Genomic DNA, 25,370 nt, shown 5'->3' with positions numbered 1-25,370 from the left:
TCAGTCCAGCAGGCCGCTAAGATCAGCCTCGGGCACGTAGCTGCGATAGATGCGCTCGAAACGTCCGTCCTTTTTGAGTTCGGCCAGCGCCTCGCGCCATCGCGCAACCATCGCCGGGTCGGTATCGCGCGACAGGGCAATGTAGAAATCGGTCTGACTGACCGCCAGCATCGGCTCAAGATCATCCATCGAGTAACCGGCGCGCTCGACGATGTCAGCGACCGTGATGTCGGTGAATATCGCCAGGTTGGCCTCTCCGTCCATCAGACGCCGCACGCTGTCGCCCGGGTCCGGTGAGCCGACCAGGTTGTCGAAGCCCTCTTCTTGCAGGAACTGCTCGGTGAACCAGTCGGTCGTGGTGGCGACGGCATCGACAGCACGGGCATCGGCCAGCGAGTCGACCTCGATGTCACCACCGCTTCTGGCGTACAGAATGGCGGAATTTTGACCCACCGGCCCGACCCAGTGAAACAACGGCTCGCGGGCGTCGGTGCGCTCGGCGCTGAACAACACCACGTTGGGGTGCAGCAGGGCAAGGTTGTAGGCGTTTTTCCAGGAGGTCAGCTCGACGCTGTCGCTGATCCCGATCTCCATCGCCATCTGGCGCACCATGTCGGTCACGAACCCGCCAGGCCGGCCTTCCTGCATGAACGTGATCGGGGGATATTCCTCGGTCACCAGGTACATCCGCCCGGGTGCTTCTTCGGCTGGCAGCCATCGCCGGTAAATCTCGGCGAAGCGGCCATCGGCCTTCATTGCATCCAGGGCGCCCTGCCATTGCTCGACCGTTTCCTCCGGTATTTCCGGTGCAAACGCGAGATAGGTCAGGTCGGTCGACAGGGCAAAGACCGGCCGAACCGCCGACATGTCCGAGCCCAGCGCCTCGAGCACGGCCGGCAGGCTGGTGTTGCCGGCCACCATCAGATCCACTTGTCCGTCCAGCAGTGCCCGGGCCGCCTCACCCTCGTCAGCGAAGCGAACCACATTGTCGAAATCGCCCTCCGCGGCCAGGGCCTCGTCCGAGTAGTAATCGGTCACGGTGGCGATGCGTTCAACGGCGCGGGCCTGGGCCAGCGTGTTGATCTCGATATCACTGCCGGCCAGCGCGTACAGGGCCGTGTGCAGCTCGGCGGTCGGGCCCACCCACTGGAACTGGTCCTTGCGCTCAGGCGTCAGCACGGTGGAAAACAGCACCGTATCGTCACCCTCGAGCGCGGTCTGGTAGGCCTCGCTCCAGGCCATGACCTCGATGTCGCCACCGGTCCCGGTCTCGGCCATCAACGCGCGGACCAGTTCCACGGCCTGGCCGGTGGCCTGGTCATCTTCGGTCATGCTCAGCGGCGGAAAATCCTCGGTCAGAAAACGCAGCTCGGTCCCTGCAGCCGTGGCATCCGATAGGGCCGGGAAGCCAGCCATCAATGCGATGACTGCGATCACCCCCTGCAATCTGGAAACATGCGGATTCATCCGATCCTCCCTTTAATTTGTTGTGGCCTTTGACCCCCCTCAGGATAATTCAAAAGCCCAGCCGGACCCCGCCAAAAACGTTTCTTTCCGGCGCCGGCTCGTAGTAGGCACCGCGGGCGGCGTTGACCCGGACGTTGCTGAAGTAGCGACGATCGGTCAGGTTGTTCAGCGCCAGGAAGACTTCCAGCCGCTGCTGACCCAGATCGAAGGCACGGCCCAGACGAGCGTTGATCAGGCCATAGCCGGCCACGCGCTCGGAGTTGGCGTTGTCGGCATAGACCTCGCTGACCGCCAACGTATCGACGATCGCGTACAGTCCGGACCCGCTACGCCAGGCCAGCTCGGCAAACAGCAGGTGTTCGGGCAGTCCGGGCATGCGCTTGCCGTCGAAGCGCTCGCCGGCATCGCGAAACTCCTCGAAGCGGAAACGCGACCAGGTGTAGGCCGCGTTCAGCGTCAGACCGCCGCCCAGCTCGTACTCCAGGGCCAGCTCGACGCCGTCGCGCCGGGTCCGTCCGGCATTGTCGAACAGGTTCAGCCCGTCTTCGGAAGCCACGACGATGATCTCGTCGCGGGTGTTCACACGGAACGCCGCCACGTCCAGGCTCAAGCGCTCACTCCAGCGGCCGCGGAAGCCTAGCTCGAGGTTGCGGGCGCGCTGCGGCTCGATCGCGCGGCTGAAGCCCACGCCCCCGGCCGCGTCCTTGATCTCGGTGAACGTCGGCGTCTCGAACGCGGTGCCGGCGTTGAAGTACAGCTGCTGATCCGGCTCCATGCGATAGTTCAGGCCCGCCGTCCAGCTGGCTTCGTCGAAGCTCCGGCGACCGCTGCCGGAACCATCGCCGAAGCGGTCGTCGATATCGAGCTCGATGCGGTCGTGGCGCAGGCCGAGCAAGGCGCTCCAGCGGCGGCTCAAATCCAGATCGATCTGGCCGAACAGGCCGGCGTTGTCGGCCTGCTGCAGCTCGTCCTGGGTCTGGTCCTGCCGCTGGCCGCCGGGGCTGACAGTAAAGCGCCGGCGATCGTCGCGCTGGCGGGCCAGGTCCAGGCCAAGGGTGTAGCGGGCCGGCAGGGAACCGAAACGCAACTCGTCTGTGTACTGCGCGCCGCCGCCGGCGAAATCGCGATCGAACTCGATCAGGCTGGGGAAAAACGAGCTCGGCAGCTGCTGGAAGAAGTCGCGCCCGGCGACGAACGCGTAGGCGCTGAGCTCGCCGGGCAGCGACGCGGCATCTTCAAAGCGCAGGCCGAGCCGGTACTGCTCGACGACCTGGCGCGCATCGACCTGCACCGCCTGGCCACCGGCGGCTGTGCGATCTTCCTCGGCCTGCTGCCGGGTCAGCGCCGAGGGGTCCTCGCCGCGCGGCTGATCGAGCAGCGTCAGCACCAGCCCGATACGGCGCTCGCCATCGAGCTGGCGGCCCAGGTGGGCGTTGAGCAGGCGCTTGTCGGTCCGGCTTTGCTCGCGGTAGCCGTCGTAGCTCAGGTCCCAGGCGCTTAAGTAGGCGTTCCAGTCCTCGAATTGACCGCCGGCGCGGATGCCGTAGCGTTCAAATCCGTAGCTGCCAAGGGTGGTCCGGAGTTCGAGCTCGGGGGCAAGACCGCGGCCGTCCTCGGTGCGCAGGCTGATCACGCCGCCCGCGGCGTTGCCGTGCAGGGCGGAGCTGGGCCCGCGCAGAACCTCGGCCTCGGTGACCGACTCCAGGTCGATGCCGTCGACCTGGGCCTGGCCGTCGGGCAGGGTTTCCGGGAAACCGTCGACCAGCAGGCGAATGCCGCGGATACCGAACGGCGAGCGCGCGCCGAAACCGCGAATGGCCAGGCGCTGGTTCTGGGCGAAGTTGTAGCGGTTTTGGAAGAACACGCCAGGCACGCGATTGAGCGTCTCGTCGAGCTGCAGCTGCTGGCGGGCGGTCTGCAGCGCCTCCTCACCCACCTGACTGACGGCCGCCGGCGCGTCCAGAAGCTCGCGATCCAGACGCGTGACGGTCACGTTGACCCGATCCTGCGGCGCTTCGGCAAGATTGGCATCGTCATCATTGTCAGGCGATCGCGTGGCCACTTCGGCCTCCTGCGCGGTCGCTTGTGCGGCTGCGCCGAAAAGGCATAAAAGACATACACTCAGAACTTGTCGGATGGGTTGCATGCTGATGACCGTCTTGGATCACGTTCAAAACAACGCGCAAGCCTAGCATCGCGCAGATGACTTTCGAGAGACCATCATGCCCGTGATTGGCGAGCTGCTGAGCTGCTGCGGGCGGCAGCTCGAAAGCCGGCTGGAAGCCGAGCTGCTGATGGCGCAGAGCCTGGACAGGCCGCGTGCCTGGCTCTACGGCCACGCCGATGAGGAACTGCCCCACGCGGCCGCTGAACGCCTGGCAACCCTGGTTCAACGCCGGCTTGCCGGTGAACCGGTGGCCTATATTCTGGGCTCGCGCGAATTCTTCGGGCGCGATTTTCTCGTAAACCCTGGTGTTCTGATTCCCCGACCGGAAACCGAGCTTGTGATCGAACTGGCGCTGCAGCGCCTGCCCCTTGGACCCTGTCGTCTGATCGATGTCGGTACCGGCTCCGGCTGCATCGCCCTCACGCTGGCCGCCGAAAGGCCGGCCTGGGAGATCACGGCGGTCGATCTTTCACCAGCCGCGCTGGCGGTATGTGCAAGCAATGCACAACGGCTCGGCCTGGAGCGTGTCCGCCGCCTCGAAAGCGATCTTCTAGGGAGCGTGGCCGGGGAACGCTTTGATGCCATCGTGAGCAATCCACCCTATGTGGCGGCAGGCGATCCGCATCTGGCGCGCGGAGATCTGCGCCACGAACCGGCCTGCGCCCTGAGCGCGGGCGCTGACGGCCTGGCGATCATCCAGCGCCTGATCGCCCAGGCTCGGGAGACCCTCGAACCCGGCGGCTGGCTGATCGTAGAACATGGCCACGATCAGGGCCCGGCCGTAGCCGGCCTGATGGCCCGGAGCGGCCTGGCAGAAATCGCGACGCATCGCGATCTCGCCGGCATCGACCGCGTCACGCTCGCGTGCCGATGCGCGGCGGGATGCACAATGGTGCGCAATCCGGCCTCTCCATGACCGGTCTATTCTTCACCCGCCGTTACGAGTCTGCCGCGAAATGACCAAGCAACTGGCCCTGCGCCTGCTTCTGATCGCCCTTTTTATCGCCGCCATCGCGGCGTACTTTGCCCTGGACCTGGGACAGTACTTCAACCTGGATACGCTGCGCGGCCAGCGCGACAGCCTGCTCCGCTTTGCCGAGCAGAATCTGGCGCTGACGCTGTCGGTCTACATGCTGGTCTACATCGTGATGGCTGCGCTGTCGGTGCCGGGCGCGGCAGTGCTGACCATCGCCGGCGGCGCGCTGTTCGGCGTGCTGTGGGGTACGGTCGCGGTCTCGTTCGCCAGCACCATCGGCGCAACGCTGGTCTTTCTGGCCGCCCGCTTCCTGTTCCGCGACTCGATCCAGAAACGCTTCGGCCGGCGCCTGGAGGCCATCAACAAGGGCGTCGAGCGCGACGGCGCCTTTTATCTGCTGGCCCTCAGGCTGGTGCCGGCGTTTCCGTTCTGGGTCATCAACCTGGTCATGGCCTTGACGCCCATCCGCACCTGGACTTATTACTGGGTCAGCCAGCTCGGAATGCTGCCGGCGACCATTGTCTACGTCAACGCCGGGACCCAGCTGGCGCAGATCGAATCCACCGGCGACATTCTCTCCCCGGGCCTGATCGGGGCCTTCGTGCTGCTTGGACTGCTGCCGCTGATCCTGCGCTGGCTGCTGCGCGTACTCCGTTATCGCAAGGTCTACCGCGGCTTTGTCAAACCGGCCGCATTCGACTACAACCTGGTGGTCATCGGCGCTGGCGCTGCCGGCCTGGTGTCAGCCTACATCGGCGCCACGGTCCAGGCCCGGGTCGCCCTGATTGAAAAGAACCAGATGGGCGGCGACTGCCTCAATACCGGCTGCGTCCCGTCCAAGGCGCTGATTCGAACCGCCCGCGTCCTGGCCGAGGCCCGCGACAGCCAGCGCTACGGCATCCGCAAAATGACCGCGGAGATCGACTTCGGCGACGTCATGGCGCGGATTCGCCGAGTCATCGCGCGGATCGAGCCGCATGATTCTCCTCAGCGCTACCGGGATATGGGCGTGGACGTGATTCAGGCCAAGGCGCGGCTGGTTTCGCCTTGGGAAGTCGAGGTCGATGGCCGCCGCCTGACCGCCCGGGCCATCGTGCTGGCCACCGGTGCCGAACCGCTGGTGCCGGACCTGCCCGGGCTGGCCGACAGCGGCTACCTGACCAGCGACACGCTGTGGGATCTGGAGACACTGCCCGAGCGCCTGGTGGTTCTGGGCGGCGGTCCGATCGGCTGCGAGCTGGCCCAGGCCTTCGCTCGCCTGGGTTCGGAGGTGACCGTGGTGGAAATGAGCGATCGTCTCCTGCCGCGCGAGGATGCCGACGCCGGCGACCTGCTCACCCACCATCTGCGCGAGGAAGGCCTGACCGTTGCCACCGGGCACCGGGCGCTGCGGGTGGAAAACGCCCGGGAGCTGGTCTGTGAAAAAGACGGCGGTGAAGTTCGCTTTGCCTTCGATCACCTGCTCGTGGCCCTGGGCCGAAAACCCCGGACTTCAGGATACGGGCTGGAACAGATCGGTGTGCGGGTGACCGAACAGGGACGGATCGAGACCGATGGCCTGCAGAGCACGAACTTTCCCAACATCTATGTCTGCGGCGACGCCGCCGGACCCTACCAGTTTACCCACGTGGCCTCACACCAGGCCTGGACCGCGGCGGTCAATGCCCTGATCCGGCCCTTCTGGTCATTCCGCACCGATTACCGGGTCATCCCCTGGGTGACTTTCACAGACCCTGAAGTCGCGCGTGTCGGGCTTAATGAACAGGAGGCCGCGGCGCGCGGAATCGACGTGGAAGTCACCACCTATGGCCTCGACGATCTGGACCGGGCAATCGCCGAAAGCGAGGACTACGGCTGGGTCAAGGTCCTGACCGAACCCGGCAAGGATCGCATCCTCGGCGTCACCCTCGTCGGCGCCCAGGCCGGGGAAATGCTGGCCGAGTTCGTCCTGGCGATGAAGCACGGCCTGGGCCTGAACAAGATCCTGGGGACGATCCACGTCTACCCCACCTGGGCTGAGGGCAACAAGTTCGCCGCCGGCGTCTGGAAAAAAGCCAACCAGCCGGAAACCGCGCTGCGCTGGGCGCGGCGCTTCTTTTCCTGGCGGCGGCGCTAAAAGCTCGATGTCGCTGCCGGGCCCCGGACTCGAACGCAGGCTTACCGGCCTGTTCGGCGCTGCTCTGGCCGGCGTCGTGCTGTATGCGGGGATGAAGCTTATGGATCCCGCAACCCCGGCGCTGATCGCCGCGGGCCTCATGGTTTGTGCCGGCACGCCGCTGGTGTTTTTGCTGCGCTTGAAAAAACCGGCGACGAAAGAGCACCCGGTGATCGTTTCTTCGCTGTGTGGTCTGGGCTGCGTCATGATCATGGTCGGCGTTCAGCGCTACGGAGACGAGCATCAGCCCTTGCTGGCCGTCGCCCTGCTGGTGTTGATCGGCTGGATGCTTTATCAGCGACGCATCTGGCGAGCCAGTGGACCGCGCGACTGAACGGCCTTTGACTCGCGCTATCATGGCGTCCTCGAGGCCTTCACCAGCGGCCAGAAAAAGCCAGGAGGGCGGCATGAACCAGCACGTCGAAAATCCAGCGGCTTGCGGTGGCGACCTGCACGATCACATTCGCCAGTACCAGGAACTGGTGGGCAGCGATATCCAGTTCGCTTTTCAAACCATTATCGATGCCCGCGAGCTGGAAGTCATTGCCTTCGAAGCGCTGGTCCGTGGCCTGCACGGCGAAGCCGCCGCCACCGTCATCAGCCGGGTCGCCCAGAAAGACCGCTTCGCCTTCGACCAGGCTTGCCGCATCCGGGCCCTGGAGGCGGCCGGACGTGACGAAATCGATCTGGATCTGCACCTCAACTGCGCTGAAATCCGCAGCGCCAACATCGCTCAGGTGTGCGAGGTCACCCATCACATGGCCCGCCGCTACCGAATCGACAGCGACCGCATCGTGCTGGAGATCGGCGGCCTGGAGCGGCTTGGAACGCGCAGTCAGATGGCCGATATCGGGCGCATCCTGAAAAGGGCCGGTCTGCGCACGCTGGCCGACAACGTCGGGCGTCATCATGCCGACCTGTGCGCGCTGGCGGCATTCGCCCCCGATCAGATCAAACTCGATCGGGCCCTGACCGGTGCCGTTGAGCAGTCGGCTCAGCGCCAGGCGATCGTGCGCGGCTGCCAAAGCCTCTGTCGGGATCTCGGTATCCGATTGATTGCCGGCGGCATCGAAACCGCCGCGGAATTCGCCTGGCTTCAGGAGGCAGGGGTGGAGTACTTCCAGGGTTTTTTCTTTACTCAACCCGACCTGGATGACGGCCGGCGCTGAACAGCGGGTGACAAATTCACCAACAGAGGGTATGGTTCGGCGCTGGTTCCGTTCGTGATCCGGAGATTGTCTTGCGTATCGCCCTTTTTCTGTTCGCGCTGCTCGCAGCGCTCAACCTGCCCGCCGCGGAGCTGCGCCAGCCCACGCCTGATGTCCACGCCCTGGTCGGCGTTCGCATTGTCACCGCCCCGGGACAGGTCATCGAATCCGGGAGCGTCATTGTCCGCGACGGCATCATCGAAGCGGTCGGCGCCGATGCCAGCGTCCCGCCCGATGCCCGGGTCCATGAGTTTCCGCGCGAAGACGGCCAGGACCCAATGGTGGTCTATCCCGGCCTGATCGAGCCGTATCTGCCGATCGAGTTCCCCGAACCTGAGGACGATGCCGTGCCACCGGGCCGCCACGCCCTCGTGCAGCCGGATCGACGCATCACCGCAAGCGACTGGCCGGAAGAGCGCATCGGCGAGCTCCGCCAGGCAGGATTCACGACCGCGTTAATGGCCGGTGACATCGGACTGCTGCGCGGGCACGGGGTCATTACCAACACCGGCGACGCCGGGCTGGGCGTCAATCGCCTGAGCAGCCAGTTCGGTCAATTCGTCAGCTTTGCCGATCGCGCCGAAGGCCGATCTTTTCCGAATTCCCTGATGGGTGCCGTCGCCCTGGTCCGTCAGACGATGGATGATGCGCGCTGGCAGGCGCAGGCCCGGGCGGCCATGCAGCGCAACCCGGCCCAGTCCCGACCCGAGTGGCTGGAAGGCCTGGATGACCTTCGCCCGGCGCTGGCCGGGGAAACCCCGATGGTGTTCGAATCGCAGGATCTGCTCGATACCCTGCGGATTCTGGAATTCATTCCGCCCGGTGACATCGATCTCGCCATCGTCGGTCACGGGGCCGAATACCAGCGCCTGGACGCTCTTGCCGAGCGGCCGGTGCGCCACATTCTGCCGCTGAATTTCCCCGAAGCGCCGGATATCGAACAAGGCCAGGAGCGCGATGTCTCGCTGGAAGCGCTGCGGCACTGGCACCAGGCGCCGGAAAACCCGGCCCGAATACTCGAGGCGGGGATTCCAATGATGGTGACCAGCCACGGGCTGTCCGCGCCCGGGCAGGTCTACGCCCGGCTGGCCGTTGCCATTGAGCGCGGACTTGACCCCGACGCGGCGCTGGCAGCGGTCACGACCGAGCCTGCGCGCTGGCTGGGGCTGGAGGATCGGGCCGGCCGCATTCGGCCCGGGATGATGGCCAACCTGATCGTGGTCGAGGGCGACCTGCTGACCGAAAACCCGGCGATTACCGAGGTGTGGGTGGACGGCCAGCGGCACGTACTGGCCTCGCTGGAGCCGCCGGCCGTGGATCCGGCGGGCACCTGGGATCTGGTTCTCGGACTGGGCGGGATGGGGGATGTCGAGGCCACCCTGGCGCTGGAAGGCGCGCCCACCAGCATGACGGGCACGCTGAGCGTGATGGGTAACGACAGCCCCCTGAACGAGGTCCGGGTCAGCGGCGAGCGCGTGATTGCCACTATTGACGGCGGCCGCTTTGGCGGCAGCGGAACGATCTCCATTCGTCTGGACATCGACGGTGAGCGCGCCCGCGGCAGCGGCAGCGGGCCATTTGGTGAATTCAGCGTGCGCGGCCAGCGCAGCGCCCGACCCGACGACGAGGAGGCCATCTGATGAAGCGTTTGACCCTTGCCCTGGCGATTGCCGCCTTCGTCACCCTGCCCGCGCTGGCCGACTGGACGCCGGATATCGAAGCCTGGAACAGCGCCCCGCCGCCGCAGCCGGGCGCCGTGGTCGTGCGCGGCGCCACCGTCTGGACGGCCACCGGTGCGGGCATTCTGGAAAACGTCGACCTGCTGGTTCGCGACGGCCGCATCGCCGCCATCGGCGAATCGCTTGACGCACCGGCCAACGCGGTCGAAATCGATGCCGCCGGGATGCACGTCACCCCGGGGATCATCGACGCCCACTCGCACGCCGCCATCATCGGCGGGGTCAACGAGTCGTCGCGCATCAGCACCGCCGACGTACGCATCCGCGACGTGATCGATGCCGAATCGATCAACATATACCGCCAGCTGGCCGGGGGGGTGACCGCGATCAACCTGCTGCATGGTTCGGCCAACGCCATCGGCGGTCAGATGGCCGTGATCAAGATGCGCTGGGGCGCGCCGCCGGAAGAGCTCGTATTCGATGCGGCGCGGCCAGGCATCAAGTTTGCCCTGGGCGAGAATCCCAAGCAGAGCAACTGGAACAACGACACACCGCGCTATCCGCAAACCCGCCAGGGCGTGGAGCAGATCATTCGGGAATTGTTCCAGCAGGCGGCCGATTACCGCAGCGCCCACGAAAATCATCCCGAAGGCCGCGCCGGTCGCGACCAGGTTCCCCCCCGGCCCGACCATCGCCTGGCCGCCGTCGCCGAAGTCATTTACGGCGAGCGCGACGTCCACAGCCATGCCTATCGCGCCGACGAAATGCTGGCGCTGATGCGCATCGCCGAGCAGTTCGATTTCACCATCCGGACCTTCCAGCACGTGCTCGAAGGCTACAAGATCGGGCCGCAGCTGGCCGCCCACGGCGCCGGCGCTTCGGTGTTCATCGACTGGTGGGCTTTCAAGCAGGAAGCCATCGACGCCATCGGCTACAACCCGGCGCTGATGCACCAGGCCGGCGTGCTGACCGGGCTGCATTCGGACAACCCCGAACTGGCGCGCAGGATGAACCTGGAGGCCGCCAAGGCGGTGCGCTACGGTGATCTCGACGAGCACACCGCCCTGCAACTGATCACCGCCTTCCCGGCCGATCAGCTCGGCGTGGGCGCACGCACCGGTCGTCTGGCGCCGGAACTGGACGCCGACTTCGTGCTCTGGAACGGCCATCCGCTGTCGGTCTACAGCCGGGTCGAACAGACCTGGGTCGACGGACGGCGCTATTTCGACCGCGCCGCCGATGAGCGCATGCGTGAATCTCTCGCCGCCGAACACGCGGAGCTGATTGCGCTGGCCCAGGCCAGCGAGGACGAATCCTCCGACGACGAACAGGGCAACGCTGAAAGCGAAACCGACAGCGATGCCGATCCGGGAAAACGCCGCCGGACGATGAGCTTTGCCTCTCACCTGACCGGCTACCGCGCATCCGAACTGGACCATGACGAGTACTGCATCCTCCATGATCACTGAAGCCCGTTCCCTGCTGATTCTCTTCGCCCTGCTGCTGGCCGGCCCGGCCCCGGCAGACATCACCGCGCTGGTCGGCGCCACCGTGCACCCGGTCAGCGCCGAAGCCATTGAAAACGGCGTCGTGCTGATCGAAGACGAGCGCATCCAGGCGGTCGGCGCAGATCTCCCGATCCCGGATGACGCCGAGGTCATCGATCTGGCCGGCCTCCACCTGTACCCGGGCTTCGTTCACCCGGCGACCCAGCTCGGCCTGACCGAAATCAGCAGCGTACCCGGCAGCGTCGACACCGATGAAATGGGCTCGATTAACGCCGCGCTGCGGGCCGAAGTCTCGGTCAACCACGACTCCGCGCTGCTGCCCGTGGCGGTCGCCGGCGGCGTGCTCAATGCCCATATCATGCCTGGCGGCGGCCTGATTCGGGGGACCTCTGCGATGTTGCGCCTGGACGGCTGGAGCTGGGAAGAAATGGTCCTGCAAACCCCCACCGCGATGCACCTGGCCTTTCCGTCCGGCGCGGCCGGCGACGAGGACAACGAAGACCTGGCGCTGATCGACGAAACCCTGGAAAAAGCCCGCCACTGGCACGCCGCCGAAGCTGCGGCAGCGCGCGGCGAGGCCCCTCGTCCGGCCCGCAACGACCAGCTCGAAGCGCTGGGTCCGCTGCTGGCCGGCGAAGTACCGCTGATGATCCACGCCAACGGCATCGCGGTCATCGAGACGGCGCTGGACTGGGCCGAGGCCCAGCAATTCAAGCGCGTCATCCTCAGCGCCAACGCCGATGTCCAGTACGCCGCCGAGCGGCTGGCGGCCGACGGTATCCCGGTCATCCTCCGCGGCGTCTACAACATGCCGGTCCGGCGCTGGGAGGCCTATGACATGGCTTACGTCGCCGCCGACCGGCTGCACCAGGCCGGCGTGCTGTTCGCCATCGGCGACAGTGGCGGCGGCATGGACGTGGCCAACGCGCGCAACCTGCCCTTCCATGCCGGCAGCGCGGCAGCCCACGGTCTGCCGAAAGACGCGGCGCTCAAAAGCGTGACCCTGTGGCCGGCCGAGATCCTGGGCGCAGGCGACCAAATCGGTTCGATCGAGCCCGGGAAGCAGGCCAGCCTGTTCGCTGCCACCGGTGACCCGCTGGAGCCCATGACCAAAATCCGCAGGGTCTGGATCGACGGCGCCGAGTACGACCTGATGCGCGATCGGCACCGGCGCCTGTACCAGCGCTACCGGCAGCACCAGCAGGCCGAAGCGCGCTGAGACCAGGCGCGACGCCTCTTCCGACATGACCGTTCTGCTGGTGACACCCGGCCGCGACAGCGCCGGGCTGGCCGCCGCCATTCGGCGTCAGGACCCTTCGATCGACGTGCGAATCTGGCCCGAGACCGGGCCAGCGGCCGCCATCCGCTTTGCCGTGCTGTGGCAGCAACCGCCCGGTCTGCTTCGGCAACTGAAAGGGCTGGCAGCGGTTTCCTCGCTTGGCGCCGGGGCCGAACACGTACTGGCCGACCCCGACCTGCCGCCGGGCATGCGCGTCGGCCGGCTGGCGGGGCAGCGGCTGGCCGCTGACATGGCCGCCTATCTGCTCGCCCAGGTGCTCGGCCACTGGCGTCGCCTGGCGCGTTTCCGCCAGGCACAGGCGCGTGAGGAATGGTCGCCGTGGGCGCCGGCGGACCCGCCGAGAATCGGGTTACTGGGTACCGGCAACATGGCGGGCGCGGCGCTCCGGGCCTTTCAGGCGCTGGATGTTCCGGTACGCGCTTTCAACCGCAGCGGGCGGCCGCTGGACGGGATCAGGGTCGAATCGGGGCGCTCGGGCCTTTTCGCGCTGGCCGAATGGAGCGATTACCTGATCTGCCTGCTGCCGCTGACCGACCAGACCCGCGGCATTCTCAACGCCGATCTGTTCAAGCGCATGCGAGCGGGTGCGGTGCTGGTCAACGTCGGCCGCGGAGCTCACCTGGTCGAGGCCGACCTGCTCGCCGGGCTTGATCACGGCCGACCCGGGGCTGCGATCCTGGACGTGTTCGCCCAGGAGCCGCTGCCAGACGGCCATCCGTTCTGGCATCACCCGGCCATTCAGATTACACCCCACTGCGCCAGCGTGACCGGTGACGAGGAAGCCGCCGGGCTGATCATCGAAAGCTGGCGCCGCGTGGCGGCCGGGCAGCCACCGCTGGACGCGGTCGACCGCAGCCTCGGTTATTGACGTTTCTCAGTGCAAACGCTTGCGCACCCGGCGCAGGCTCGGTTCCTGGGCGTCGGTGGCGATGCTGAAATCCAGTCGCTGCATCAGCGAGATCATGTTGTGGTTGTCGGCCAGCACTTCGCCTTCGATCAGACTCAGGCCGCGCGAACGCGCCACGTCCATCAGCTCACGCATCAGACGCGAACCGATGCCGCGTCCCTGCCAGTCGTCGGCCACCGTGAGGGCAAAGTCGCAGCTGTCCTGGTCGGGATTGACCGTATACCGGGCGACCGCCACCTGGGTCTCGCTGCCGTCGTCATCCTCGCGCACGGCGATCAGCGCCATTTCGCGGTCATAGTCGATCTGGGTGAAGCGCACCAGCATGGCCTGGGTCAGTTCGCTGACCGCCTGCATGAAGCGGAAATAGCGTGACTGCGGCGAAAGATTGCGCACGAACTCCCGCTCGATCTCGGCGTCTTCGGGACGAATCGGTCGAATAGTGAGGTTGACGCCCTCCGGCATCTGGGCCTGACGCACGAGGTGGGCCGGATAGGGATGGATGGACATGTGCTCGTAGCGCCCGATGGCGGTGTCGGGATGCCCGACCGAGATGCGGGCGTCGACCGCCATCAGACCGCGCTCGTCGGCAATCAGCGGGTTGATGTCCATTTCGCGGATCTCCGGCAGTTCGCAGACCATTTCCGAGACCCGCAGCAGAACCTTCTCCAGCGCCTTGAGATCGACCGCCGGCATGTTGCGGAATTCCTGCAGCAGGCGGGCCACGCGGGTGCGCTCGATCATGCCGGAAATGATCACGCGGTTGAGCGGCGGCAGCGCCACCGACCGATCGTTGAGGATTTCCACCCGGGTTCCGCCCGAGCCGAAGCTGACCACCGGCCCGAAGACCGGATCGCGCAGCACGCCCACCAGCAGTTCACGGCCGTAGGGACTGTCGTGCATCTTCTCGATCGTGACCCCGTCGATACGCGCGTCCGGCCGCAGGCGTTCGGCCTGCTCGACCATGTGCAGGTAGGCATTGCGCACGTGCTCGGGACTGCTGATGTTCAGCCGCACGCCGTGGACGTCGGACTTGTGGGTGATGTCGGGCGAGTCGATCTTCATTGCCACCGGGTATCCGACGTTGCCGGCCGCGACCAGGGCCTCGCTGGGCGAGGCGGCGCGAGCGCTGGCCGTGACCGGTATGCGGAATGCCGAAAGCACGGCCTTGCTCTCCAGGGTGCTCAGCGTCGACCGCCCGTCGGCCAGCGCGCCCTGGATGATCATGCGTGCGCTCTTGAGATCCGGCGGCGAGCGGTCGGTCAGCGGGCCGGGCACCTGCATCAACAGCCGCTGGTTGCGCCCGTAGGCGGCCAGGTACCCGAACGCCGCCACCGCCGCTTCCGGCGTGGTGAAGTGCGGCACGTGCGCCTCGGCAAAGTGTGCCCTGGCCGATCGCACCTGGACATCGCCCATCCAGCAGGTCAGCAGCGGCTTGCGGCTGCCTGCAGCCAGCTCGCTTACCACGCGCGCCGTGCCGTCGATGTCGGTCATGGCCTGCGGGGTCAGCATGACCAGCAGCGCGTCGACCTGATCGTCGTCCAGGCAGGCGGTGACCGCCGCCCGGTAGCGTTCCGGATCGGCGTCGCCCAGCAGATCGACCGGGTTGCCGTGAGACCACTGTTCCGGCAGTGCCTTGCCGAGCGTGTCCATGGTGGTGGAAGACAGTTCGGCCATCCCGATGTCGAGCTCCACTGCCCGGTCGGTCGCCATCACCGCCGGCCCCCCGGCGTTGGTCACGATGGCCAGGCGGTTGCCGTCGGCGCGGTAACCGCTGGACAGGATGCGCGCGGCCGAGAACAGGTTGTAGATGGAGTCGGCCCGAACCACGCCGGCGCGCTCCAGCGCGGCATCGAACACATCGTCAGAGCCGACGATGGAACCGGTATGGGACATGGCCGCGCGCGAGCCCGCTTCGTGCCGACCCGACTTGATCACGATGACCGGCTTCATGCGGGCGGCCGAGCGCAAGCCGCTCATGAAGCGCCTGGAATGATGGATCCCTTCGACGTACAGCAGGATGCTCCGGGTCTCGGGATCCATGGCCAGGTAATCCAGCAGGTCACCGAAGTCGACGTCGGCGGCGTTGCCCGTCGAAGCCACAACCGAAAAGCCGATGCCCTGGCCCTCGGCCCAGTCCAGAATGGCCGTGCAGATGGCGCCGGACTGCGAAATCAGCGCCAGGTTGCCGGGTGCGGCGTTGTGGCGGCTGAAGGTCGCATTGATCTTCTGGGACGGACGCATGATGCCCAGGCAGTTGGGCCCGATCAGGCGCATCTTGTATTCGCGGGCGATCTCGACCAAGGCCTGCTGACGGCGTTTACCGGACGGGCCCAGCTCGGCGAATCCGGCCGACAGGATCAGCGCACCGGTCACGCCTTCTTCGCCGCACTGTCTGAGTACATCGGCCACGGTGGCGGCCGGCGTGGCAATAACGGCCAGATCGATGTCTTCGCCGATCGAGGCGACGTCCGGCCAGGCCTTGCAGCCCTGCACTTCCGACCGGTTGGGGTTGACCGGGTACAACTCGCCGGCGAAACCGGCCTCGCGCAGGTTGCTGAAGACGATCGAACCCAGCGAACCTTCGCGTTCGCTGGCGCCAATCACGGCGACATGGTGGGCGGTAAAGATCTGGTCGAGAAAATGACGGTTCACTGGGTTGCCCTGTCCTTGATGATTGGCCTTATGACACCATACGCCATTGTATGTGTGCAATGCACAAATTGCAATGAATCAGCGATCTTCCGATTGCTGGCGAAGGTCGCAGAATCCGTGTTGTTCAGCGCCCAGCGCGGCGTTGAACTTGGCGCTCATGTTCTGAAAACCGATCCAGGCGGTCAGTCCGGTAATCTCGTCGTCGGAAAAGTGCTCGCGCAGCCTGCCTGGCGCGGTTTCGTCGATGGCGGCGCATCGCTCGGTGACCTGCTCGGCCCAGTCCAGCGCCGCCCGCTCGGCGTCATCGAACAGCGCACTATCGCGCCAGTCAGCCACGGCCGCCGCCCGGGCCTCGTCGCCGCGGGCCTTGAGAAAATTGTAGGCGTTGAGGTCGACGCAGAAATGACAGCCGTTGAGCTGGGCGATGCGAATGGAGACCAGAGACCGCAGACGGCCGTCGACCGGATAGCGTTTGCTGTTGAAAATGCCCAGCAGTCCCAGCATGCCGACAAAGGCGCCGGGCAGGCGTCCCCACAGCAGCGAAGGCGCCAGGATTTCCCCGTAGACACGACGCTGTCGTTTGAGAAAAAAGCGAACGTACCAGGGATACTCGTTGAGGGATTTCGACGGGATTCTCGACATGGCGGACCAAAAGCCGGGGCAGAAAGGCGACATTGTCGCATTCACCGCAATCGGCGTCGCGCCTGGCGGCCATTGGCGAGCCCCGACAGCAAGAATCTCCGGACCCAAGCGTCTACACTGACAAGCTGTCCTGGCAACCTCTCGTGCATCCATGACCGTCCAACCCTCCGACCTGTTCGGCGACGAACCGGTCCGACACGTCCAGCGCGACGGCGTCGACTACGCCCTTCTCGGCACGGCCCACGTCTCGCGCACCAGCGCCGAAGCGGTCGAGCGCCTGATCGAAAGCGGCCACTACGATGCCGTGGCGATCGAGCTGTGCCCGTCGCGTTACCAGGCGCTGACCGAGCGTGAAAGCTGGCGCAACCTCAACCTGTTTTCCATCCTCCGTCAGGGCAAGGCCGGGATGATGATGGCGTCGCTGGCGCTGGGCGCCTACCAGCGCCGGATCGCCGACCAGTTCGGGATCGAACCGGGCGCGGAGATGAAGGCCGCCATCGCCGGTGCCGAACGCGCCGGCGTGCCGATCCAGCTGATCGATCGCGAGATCGGCGTCACCCTGCGGCGGGCCAGCCGGCGACTTTCTTTATGGAAGCGCTGGGTGATGATCAACGGCCTGTTCCTGTCGCTGTTTTCGCGCGACGAGATCAGCGAGCAGGATATCGAGCAACTCAAGGAAGGCGATCTGCTGACCCAGACCTTCAGCGAGTTCTCCGAAACAAGCCCTGAGTTGTATGAGGCCCTGATCGCGGAACGCGATCGCTACATGGCCGCTCGCCTGCGCCAGGAAAACGCCGACCGATCCAGCGGACGGGTGCTGGCGGTGCTGGGCGCCGGCCATCTTGCCGGCACGGCCACTGCCCTGGAAACGCAAGCCGATCCGGAAAGCCAGGTGCGCGAACTGGACGCCATGCCGCCGCCGTCGCGCGTGCTCAAGGCCCTGCCCTGGATCATCCTGGTCGCGGTGCTGACCGGCTTCGGGATCGGTTTCTCGCGCTCTCCGGAGCTCGGGCTTTCGCTGGTGCTGACCTGGGTGGTGATCAACGGAACGCTGTCGGCACTGGGCGCGCTGATCGCCCGCGCCCACCCTTTGACCGTGCTGACCGCGCTGTTTGCCGCGCCGCTGACCTCGCTCAACCCCACCATCGGTGCCGGCATGGTCACCGGTGCCGTCGAGGCCTGGCTGCGCAAGCCCCGGGTGGCGGATTTCGAATCCCTGCGCGACGACGTCGTCCGACTCTCCGGCTGGTTCAACAATCGCGTCTCCCGGGTGTTCGTGGTGTTTTTCCTGTCCAACCTGGGCTCGGCAGCGGGCACCTGGATCGCGGGTTTCCGCATGGTCCAGCAACTCGTCGAATGACCGGACCACCCGGGCCGGTAGTCGGATTGGAGCCGGCGCGTTACTCTATGCAGGCCTGAAGCTGGACAAGTCAACGACCGGATGAACCTGCGCTCGAAATTCCTCAAAAAACCCTGGCAGCAAAAGGATCCGGAGGCGCGCGCCGCCGCGGTCCGACAGCATCAGGATCCCGAACTGAAGGCCGAACTGGCTCAAATCGCCCAGCACGATGACGATGCAAAGGTCCGGCTGGCGGCCCTGGAACGGATCGACACCGAGCCTTTCTGGCTGGACGCGCGCCTGCGCGAGAGTGATCCGGACATCCTCCAGGCCGCTGACCGTTTCCTCGCCCGCTCGATTCTCAAGTCCGATGAGCCCACGCTCGAATCCGCGCGCCTGGAATGGTTCGAACGGGTCGAAGACGCCGCGCTGGTTCGCAAGACCGCTGCTAGCGCGCCCTCTCTGGCCCTGCGGCGCGCGGCCCTGGCACGGATCGATGCCCAGGGCTTCCTCGGCGACCGCTATGCCAGTGAACCCGACGATACCCTGGCCGACGAGATCCTCCCCCGTCTGCAGCAGACCTCGACGCTCGAGCGCGTCATCGCGGCGCTGCGGGGGCGCAACAAACGCCGCGCGCGGGCCGCAGTCGAGGCACTGGAAGGTATCCTGAGCGCAAGCGGCCAGATCCAGGCCGGGCAAGCGGCCTCGGAGCGGCTGGTCCACGAGGCCGAACAACTGGCGCGCGGCAACTTCAGCGGCGAGGCTGCAAAAATAAGCGAAGACCTGCGCCAGCGCTGGCTGGCCATATCCGACCACCCCGAGGGGCTGGCGCATCGGTTTGAAAGCGCGCTGCGCATTGCCGAGGCGGCCCGGCAACGCTCGGCAGGCACGCCGGAGGAACCCGACGACAACCCGGCAACGCCGGCGCCCGAGCCAGAGGTGCCGGATTCCGCTCTGGCCGCCGCTGCCGACCATATCCGGACCGGTATTCGACGCGGGCGCGAAATCGAGCCGGCCAGAATGCTGGCGGACTGGGATCGGGCCTGGAACGCGCTCGGCGCCCCGACCACCGCCGACGAACAGCTCAAGCAGGACATGTTGCCGCTGCTGCGCGAACTGCAGGCCCAGATCCAGCAGCGCGTTGCTCGACAAGCGAGCGAAACCGACGCAAAAAGCGCCGCCAACGGTGCTCGGGAAACGCCTGACTTCGAGCCGCGCCTGGAGCGCGTTGCCGCTTCACTGGAGGCCGGCGAAATCGGCCGGGCACACGAACAGATCCGCAGCCTGCGGCGGGATTTCGATCGCCTGCCCCCGCGCCAGCGGCCCGGTCCGGCCGGGGGGCGCCTGCAGCGCATGGAAGGCCGGCTGAAAGAAATGCGCGACTGGCAGCACTGGTCCAACAACAAGCTCCGCGACGAACTCATTGTCCAGGTCGAGAGCCTGCCCGGTTCCGGACAACATCCCGATGCGATCACCGCTGCGCTCAAGAAAGCCCGGTCGGAGTGGAAGCGGCTGGAGGCGCTGGAAATCCTGCCTGGCGACAAGCGCCGCTTCGCCGCCCCTTCCGGGCAATGGCGTCGGTTCCAGAGCGCCTGCAAACAAGCGTTCGAGGCCGCCCGGCCCTTTTTTGAAAAGCGCGAGCAGGTCCAGAAAGACAACCTCGAAACGCTGCACGCTTTCATCGATGCCGGGCAGGCCGCGGCCGCCAGCGCCGACAGCAGCCCGGCTGACTTGCTGGGTTTCATGCGCAAGGCCCGTCAGGCCATCCGCCGCATGGATGACCTGCCGCCCAAGTCACGCGGGGCTTCGGCGGCGTCCTTGAGAGCGCTGATGGACCAGCTGTCCAAGCGTCTGGACGAACTGTTCGACACGGTCGAGGCGAACAAGCGCCGGCTGGTCGCCGAAGCGCGCGCGCTCGCGCACGAGAAAGACCTGAAAACCGCTGTCGAAAAGGCCAAGTCCCTGCAGCAGCAATGGCAGCGCGCCGGCGCCGGCCGACGCAGGGTCGAGCAGCAGCTCTGGCGCAAGTTTCGCGAGCCCATCGATCCGCTGTTCGAGAAACTCAAGGGTGAACAAACCGAGCGTCGCCAGGCGGACCAGCAGGCGCTCGCCGAGTTAGAGGCCCTGTGCGTCCAGGCCGAGGAACTGGCCAGGGCCCCGGATGAAGAACTCGCAGCCGCCGCCAGTCGCTTCAACGGCCTGCTGCAGCAGTGGCTTCACCAGGATGGACGCCCGCAGCGTCTGAACCAGCGCTTCGAGCAAGCCGAGCGCCAACTGGCGCAGCGCCGTGAAGCCCAGCGCACCCAGGCCCAGGCGCGCGAGCGCGACCGCCTGTGGTCGCTCGCCGCGGCGGTCCAGGATCTGTGGCGGCAACGCTGCGAGGGCGAACATGGCGATCTGTCCGGTCGGATTCCGGCGGTCGCGCCGGGCGATGACGCAACAAGCGCTGCACTGCAAGCCCGGGCGAGCGCCATCGCACGGCCCGATTTCGACGCCGATCATCTCAGGACCCTGGCCGGGCAGGGGCTGGAATCCGCCCGCCAGGTGGCGGTTGAAATGGAATTTCTGTCGGGCCTGGATACCCCGGAAGCTGACCAGCAGCTGCGCATGGACTACCAGGTCAAACGGCTGGCCCGGCGCATGAGCGAGCGCGAGCGCCAGCCCGACCTGGCGACAGAAATGGCCGGGCTGCAGTCGCGCTGGCTGCAGTCCCTGCCCCACCCGCCGGGCGATCACGCCGAGCTGCTCCGACGCTTCCAGCGCGCCCGGGAGGTCATCGAGGGCATGGTCGGACTCGGCTGACCCGCGCTCATGACCCCAGCCCACGACAGTCCGCCGTCGAAGACGCCGTTCGTCCACCTGCGCCTGCACACCGAATACTCGCTGGAAGACGGCCTGATTCGAATCCATCAGCTGCTCGACCGGGCCGTGGAGCTGGGCATGCCCGCCGTGGCGATCACCGACTGGCACAATCTGTTCGCCCTGGTGAAGTTCTACCGGGCAGCGGTCGCTCGCGGCATCAAGCCCATCGTCGGGGCCGACATCCGCGTCCAGGAGGCCGACGAGGGCCCCCAGGCGGGGGTGGTCACCCTGCTGGTGCAGGATCGAACCGGCTATCTCAACCTGTGTCGCCTGCTGTCGAGGTCTTTTCTCGAGGGCCGCGAACGCGGTGGTCAGCCGCGCGTGCTCGGCCCCTGGCTGCGCGGTCACAGTGATGGCCTGATTGTCCTGCTGGGTCGTAGCTCCAGCGTTGGGCAGGCGCTGACAAACGGGCGTGCCAACCAGGCCGGGCAGCGCCTGCAGGGCTGGCTGCGGCTGTTTCCCGGCCGCACCTGCATTGCGCTGGAACGGCTTGGCCGGGACGGCGAGCAGGCACTCGAAAACGGCTTTCTGCGACTGGCGGCCGAACACGCTGTTCCCGTGGTGGCCTCCAACGACGTTCGATTCCTGGACCCCGAAGACTATTTCGCCCACGAAGCCCGCGTCTGCATCCACCAGGGCCGGCTGCTCGACGACAAGCGCCGAGCGCGCGAGTACGTCGACCAGCAGTACCTCAAAAGCCCGGAAGAGATGGCCGAAACCTTTGCCGACCTGCCGGTCGCGCTGGAAAACACCGCCCACCTGGCCATGCGCTGCAATCTCGAACTGACTCTGGGCGAATACGTACTGCCCGCTTTCCCCGTCCCGGAAGGCCAGACCGAGGACGATTTCGTCCGCCACAAGTCGGCCGAAGGCTTGAGCCGGCGACTGGAACGTCACGGTCTGGCGCCCGACTGCGAGCGCGCCGACTATACGCAGCGACTCGAGCGTGAGCTGGAAGTCATCACTTCCATGGGCTTTTCGGGCTACTTCCTGATCGTGGCCGACTTCATCGCCTGGGCGCGCACAAACGACGTGCCGGTCGGGCCGGGGCGCGGTTCGGGCGCCGGCTCTGTCGTGGCCTGGAGCCTGGGTATAACCGACGTAGATCCAATACGTTATGAGCTATTGTTTGAGCGGTTTCTAAATCCGGAGCGGGTCTCAATGCCCGACTTCGATATCGACTTTTGCGTCGAAGGCCGTGACCGGGTCATCGACTACGTCGCCCGCACCTACGGCCGCGACCAGGTCGCCCAGATCATTACCTACGGCACCATGGCGGCCAAGGCGGTGGTCCGCGACTGCGGCCGGGTACTGGGCTACAACTACGGCTTTGTCGACTCCATCGCCAAGCTCATACCCAACAAGCTGGAGATGACGCTGGAAAAAGCGCTGGAAGAAGAGCCCGAACTCCAGCAGCGCTACGAGCGCGAGGACGACACCCGTTCGGTACTTGATCTGGCCCGCTCGCTGGAAGGTCTGGCCCGAAATGCCGGCAAGCACGCCGGCGGCCTGGTAATCGCCCCGGGTCCGCTAACCGATTTCACGCCGCTCTACACCGAGCCGGATGGTCACTCGGTGCTGACCCAGTTCGACAAAAACGACGTCGAGTCGGTCGGATTGGTCAAGTTCGACTTTCTCGGCTTGCGCAATCTCACCATCATCGACTGGGCGCTCAAGGCCGTCAACAGACGCCGCGCCGGCGAAGGCAAGGACACGCTGGATTTCGACGACCTGCCGCTGGACGACAAGCAGGCCTTTCAGCTACTGCAGGCGGCCCACACCACGGCCGTCTTCCAGCTCGAATCCCCCGGCATGAAAGAGCTGTTGCGCAAACTCAGGCCCGACACCTTCGACGACATCGTCGCCGCCGTCGCGCTTTACCGCCCGGGCCCGCTGGATGCCGGCATGGTCGACGAGTACATCAACCGCAAGCACGGCAAGGCGCCGGTCAAGTACCCGCATCCGCTCAGCGAACCCATCCTCAAGCCGACCTACGGCGTCATCCTGTACCAGGAACAGGTGATGCAGATCGCCCAGGAACTGGCCGGCTACAGTCTGGGCGCCGCCGACCTGCTGCGGCGCGCCATGGGCAAGAAGAAACCCGAGGAAATGGAGCGTCAGCGCGAAATCTTCGTCTCCGGGGCCAGAGAAAACGATATCGACGCCGAGCAGGCCGACGCGATCTTCAACCTGATGGAAACCTTCGCCCGCTACGGCTTCAACAAGTCGCACTCGGTGGCCTACGCCCTGGTCGCCTATCACACCGCCTGGCTCAAGGCCCATTACCCGGCCGAATTCATGGCCGCGGTGCTGTCGGCCGACCTCGACAAGACCGACAAGATTGCCAACCTCATCGAGGACTGTCGGGCCATGGGGCTGGCCATCCTGCCCCCGGACATCAACCGCTCCGAGTACCATTTCCGGGTCGAAGACGGCGCCATTCGCTATGGGCTGGGTGCCATCAAGGGTGTTGGCCACGGCGCAATCGAAAACCTGGTCGGAATCCGCCAGCGTCGCGGACCGTTCTCCTCGCTGGCCGAGCTGTGCCGCGAAATCGACCTGGCGCGACTCAACCGGCGCACGCTGGAAAGCCTGATCCGGGCCGGAGCCGGCGACTGCATCGAGCCCAACCGGGCAGCGCTGATGCAGTCTCTGCCCGATGTCCTGTCGGCAGCCGAACGTTTCCAGAGCGACCGGGCCGCCGGCCAGGCCAGCCTGTTCGGCACGACGCAGGCGCCGTCCGATGGCGATACAGCCAAACATTCAGCAGCGTTCCGACATGCTCGACCGTGGACCAACCTGCAGCGACTGAAGGCGGAACGGGAAACCCTGGGCCTGTATCTGTCCGGCCACCCGCTCGATGAGCTGCGCGAAGAACTGGCTGGCTTTACCTCGACGACCCTGGACCGACTCGGGAAACAGCTCGGCGACGCCGGCAACGGCAACGGGCGCAAACGCCAGCGCGGGGTCGAGATGACCCTGGCCGGCATGGTGATGGCCGTACGCAAGCGTCCGGGCAAGGGCGCCTTCGTCGCCATTGACGATGGCACCGGCCGGATCGAGGTCGCGGTCTTCGATCGCCTGCTCGGACTCGTTGCCGATCGCCTGGTGGTCGACGCCATCCTGGTCGTGGTGGGCAAGGTCGAGGTGGATGATTTCCGCGGCGGCTACCGCATGGTCGCCGACGAAATCATGGGCATCGACGAGGCCCGGGCTCGCTTTGCCCGACGACTGGAAATCGAGATCGGCAACGAAGACTGCGCGCAGCTGGACGGCGACCTGGCCGCCGCCCTGCGCCCCTACCGCAGCGGCCGAACCCCGGTCATCGTTCGCTACCGCAATGGAAAGGCGCAGGCCCTGATCGAGCTGGGCGAGGACTGGCAGGTATTGCCCTCTGCCGAACTGCTGGCCGCGGTAGGCGGGGTGGCCGGGATCGCGGTCGCGCGCCTGCGCTACTAGAAACTGGCCGCGCGCGCGGTTCGATTGATCAGCAGTTTGCCGCTGCAAAAGCAGGCGTTGAGGAAAGCCGAGACGTTGGCCTCCGGCTGCCCCGATTCGACCAGCAGGCGTTCCAGATCGATCGGCCCGCGCAGCGCAATGCGCGCCAGCTGATGCAGCAGCTCGTTTTTCATCGCTTCGGGTGGCACCTGGGTCAGCATGAATTCAGGCTCGCCGCGCAACTCCGGATGCAGACGGCCGGGAAGCTGCGCCAGTCCCGCGTACCACTTCAGCTCGCTCAAGGTGCGCTGGCGATGCCCCTGGATTCTTTCCACCAGTTCAGAATTGCTCAGCGCAACGCCGGCCGCGGCCGGAATCGGACGTGCAAACTGGGCGGGATCCAGATCGCTGATGGATCCGTCGAAAAACCAGGTTCCGGAACACGGGTCAATCAGCAGCATCGGCCAAGCCGCGCTTGTCAGCGCCACCGGAGCAGACCAGGTCTGACATCTCAGGTGGTCGGCCAGCGTCAGGTCGGCATCTGACGCCAGGTCCTGTTCAGCGCGTCCGGCGTCGGCGACCGGTGATTGGGTCGCAGGCGGTTCGGTCACCTCGGCTGTCACCGGGGCGACGGCGGCCGGACGTTTTGGTCCTGCCAGCGGGACCGCTTCGCGCCCAGCCACCCGGCCGAGCAATTGCAGGAACTCGCGCGAGCGCAGCGGCTTTTGCAGCCGCACGGGCGCGTCGAAAGCCTGCCGACGCGTCATTGCAATCACAGCACCCGTCTCGTGGACCAGGCTCGCCCAGGTCTGCTCCCCGGCCGAGTTATCCACGTCGATGATGGTGATATCACCGCCGGGCTCGTCGCTCAGATGCCAGTCCACGCCGTCACTGCGTCCGCTGATCAGGTTGAGCAGCGAACGCATGACCATCCGGTCCTTGCTGCCAGCATGCAGCACAGAGAGTGTCATCGTTTCCGACATGACTATGAACTACGAACAAGCGCCTGGATCGCTGTTCAGCTTACTCCTGCGCCGTGAAAAACCCAAGCAGAATCAACGGGCAGACGG

Annotated in this window: 16 protein-coding genes; 11 read left to right on the top strand and 5 right to left on the bottom strand. The window is 66.1% G+C overall.

What is annotated here, in order from left to right:
- A complete protein-coding gene (locus tag G3I74_RS06905; RefSeq protein WP_203594596.1) occupies positions 1 to 1,416 on the bottom strand; it encodes a substrate-binding periplasmic protein in 1,416 nt (471 codons plus the stop codon).
- Positions 1,417 to 1,516: 100 nt separating this feature from the next.
- A complete protein-coding gene (locus G3I74_RS06900) occupies positions 1,517 to 3,529 on the bottom strand; it encodes a TonB-dependent receptor domain-containing protein (protein ID WP_164210835.1) in 2,013 nt (670 codons plus the stop codon).
- 160 nt (positions 3,530 to 3,689) lie between these two features.
- On the opposite strand from G3I74_RS06900, the gene prmC reads away from it, so the two are divergent.
- From prmC to G3I74_RS06860, 8 genes are all read left to right on the top strand, one after another.
- On the top strand, positions 3,690 to 4,550 hold the full coding sequence (gene prmC / locus G3I74_RS06895) for a peptide chain release factor N(5)-glutamine methyltransferase (protein ID WP_164210834.1): 861 nt from the start codon (positions 3,690 to 3,692) through the stop codon (positions 4,548 to 4,550).
- 40 nt (positions 4,551 to 4,590) lie between these two features.
- Positions 4,591 to 6,726: an FAD-dependent oxidoreductase gene (locus G3I74_RS06890; RefSeq protein WP_164210833.1), complete on the top strand. Its 2,136-nt coding sequence runs from the start codon at positions 4,591 to 4,593 to the stop codon at positions 6,724 to 6,726.
- A 7-nt stretch (positions 6,727 to 6,733) separates the two neighbouring features.
- A complete protein-coding gene (locus G3I74_RS06885; RefSeq protein ID WP_164210832.1) occupies positions 6,734 to 7,099 on the top strand; it encodes a hypothetical protein in 366 nt (121 codons plus the stop codon).
- A 73-nt stretch (positions 7,100 to 7,172) separates the two neighbouring features.
- Positions 7,173 to 7,934: an EAL domain-containing protein gene (locus G3I74_RS06880; RefSeq protein ID WP_164210831.1), complete on the top strand. Its 762-nt coding sequence runs from the start codon at positions 7,173 to 7,175 to the stop codon at positions 7,932 to 7,934.
- 71 nt (positions 7,935 to 8,005) lie between these two features.
- The gene (locus G3I74_RS06875) at positions 8,006 to 9,613 is read left to right on the top strand and encodes an amidohydrolase family protein (protein WP_164210830.1); all 1,608 of its coding nucleotides are present in this window, start codon (positions 8,006 to 8,008) and stop codon (positions 9,611 to 9,613) included.
- Complete coding sequence (locus G3I74_RS16095) at positions 9,613 to 11,121, top strand: amidohydrolase family protein (RefSeq protein WP_164210829.1); 1,509 nt, start codon at positions 9,613 to 9,615, stop codon at positions 11,119 to 11,121. Before G3I74_RS06875 ends, G3I74_RS16095 begins: the two co-directional genes overlap by 1 nt.
- Positions 11,111 to 12,379 (top strand): amidohydrolase family protein, encoded by a 1,269-nt coding sequence (locus G3I74_RS06865; RefSeq protein ID WP_164210828.1) that lies wholly within the window; start codon positions 11,111 to 11,113, stop codon positions 12,377 to 12,379. The genes G3I74_RS16095 and G3I74_RS06865 overlap by 11 nt, the downstream gene beginning before the upstream one ends.
- Positions 12,380 to 12,404: 25 nt before the next feature.
- The gene (locus G3I74_RS06860; protein WP_164210827.1) at positions 12,405 to 13,328 is read left to right on the top strand and encodes a 2-hydroxyacid dehydrogenase; all 924 of its coding nucleotides are present in this window, start codon (positions 12,405 to 12,407) and stop codon (positions 13,326 to 13,328) included.
- Positions 13,329 to 13,334: 6 nt separating this feature from the next.
- On the opposite strand, the gene G3I74_RS06855 is transcribed toward G3I74_RS06860, so the two are convergent.
- Together G3I74_RS06855 and G3I74_RS06850 are read right to left on the bottom strand one after the other, a co-directional pair.
- Positions 13,335 to 16,019 (bottom strand): GNAT family N-acetyltransferase, encoded by a 2,685-nt coding sequence (locus G3I74_RS06855; protein ID WP_164210826.1) that lies wholly within the window; start codon positions 16,017 to 16,019, stop codon positions 13,335 to 13,337.
- A gap of 78 nt (positions 16,020 to 16,097) precedes the next feature.
- Complete coding sequence (locus G3I74_RS06850) at positions 16,098 to 16,661, bottom strand: carboxymuconolactone decarboxylase family protein (RefSeq protein ID WP_164210825.1); 564 nt, start codon at positions 16,659 to 16,661, stop codon at positions 16,098 to 16,100.
- Positions 16,662 to 16,812: 151 nt separating this feature from the next.
- On the opposite strand from G3I74_RS06850, the gene G3I74_RS06845 reads away from it, so the two are divergent.
- The 3 genes from G3I74_RS06845 (at position 16,813) to dnaE (ending at position 24,321) form a co-directional block, all read left to right on the top strand.
- A complete protein-coding gene (locus tag G3I74_RS06845) occupies positions 16,813 to 18,021 on the top strand; it encodes a TraB/GumN family protein (protein WP_164210824.1) in 1,209 nt (402 codons plus the stop codon).
- A gap of 81 nt (positions 18,022 to 18,102) precedes the next feature.
- Positions 18,103 to 20,802 carry a DUF349 domain-containing protein gene (locus G3I74_RS06840; protein WP_164210823.1) on the top strand — a complete coding sequence of 900 codons (2,700 nt, stop codon included), beginning with the start codon at positions 18,103 to 18,105 and terminating at the stop codon, positions 20,800 to 20,802.
- Positions 20,803 to 20,811: 9 nt separating this feature from the next.
- A complete protein-coding gene (gene dnaE, locus G3I74_RS06835; RefSeq protein ID WP_164210822.1) occupies positions 20,812 to 24,321 on the top strand; it encodes a DNA polymerase III subunit alpha in 3,510 nt (1,169 codons plus the stop codon).
- Here the strand turns inward: dnaE and G3I74_RS06830 are convergent.
- Positions 24,318 to 25,283 carry a hypothetical protein gene (locus tag G3I74_RS06830; protein WP_203594594.1) on the bottom strand — a complete coding sequence of 322 codons (966 nt, stop codon included), beginning with the start codon at positions 25,281 to 25,283 and terminating at the stop codon, positions 24,318 to 24,320. The two genes, dnaE and G3I74_RS06830, sit on opposite strands and share 4 nt — an antisense overlap.
- Positions 25,284 to 25,370 lie beyond the last annotated feature (87 nt).

This window comes from Wenzhouxiangella limi (genome assembly GCF_010499265.1).
GTDB lineage: Bacteria > Pseudomonadota > Gammaproteobacteria > Xanthomonadales > Wenzhouxiangellaceae > Wenzhouxiangella > Wenzhouxiangella limi.
This window is presented reverse-complemented; position numbering and strand designations above follow the sequence as displayed.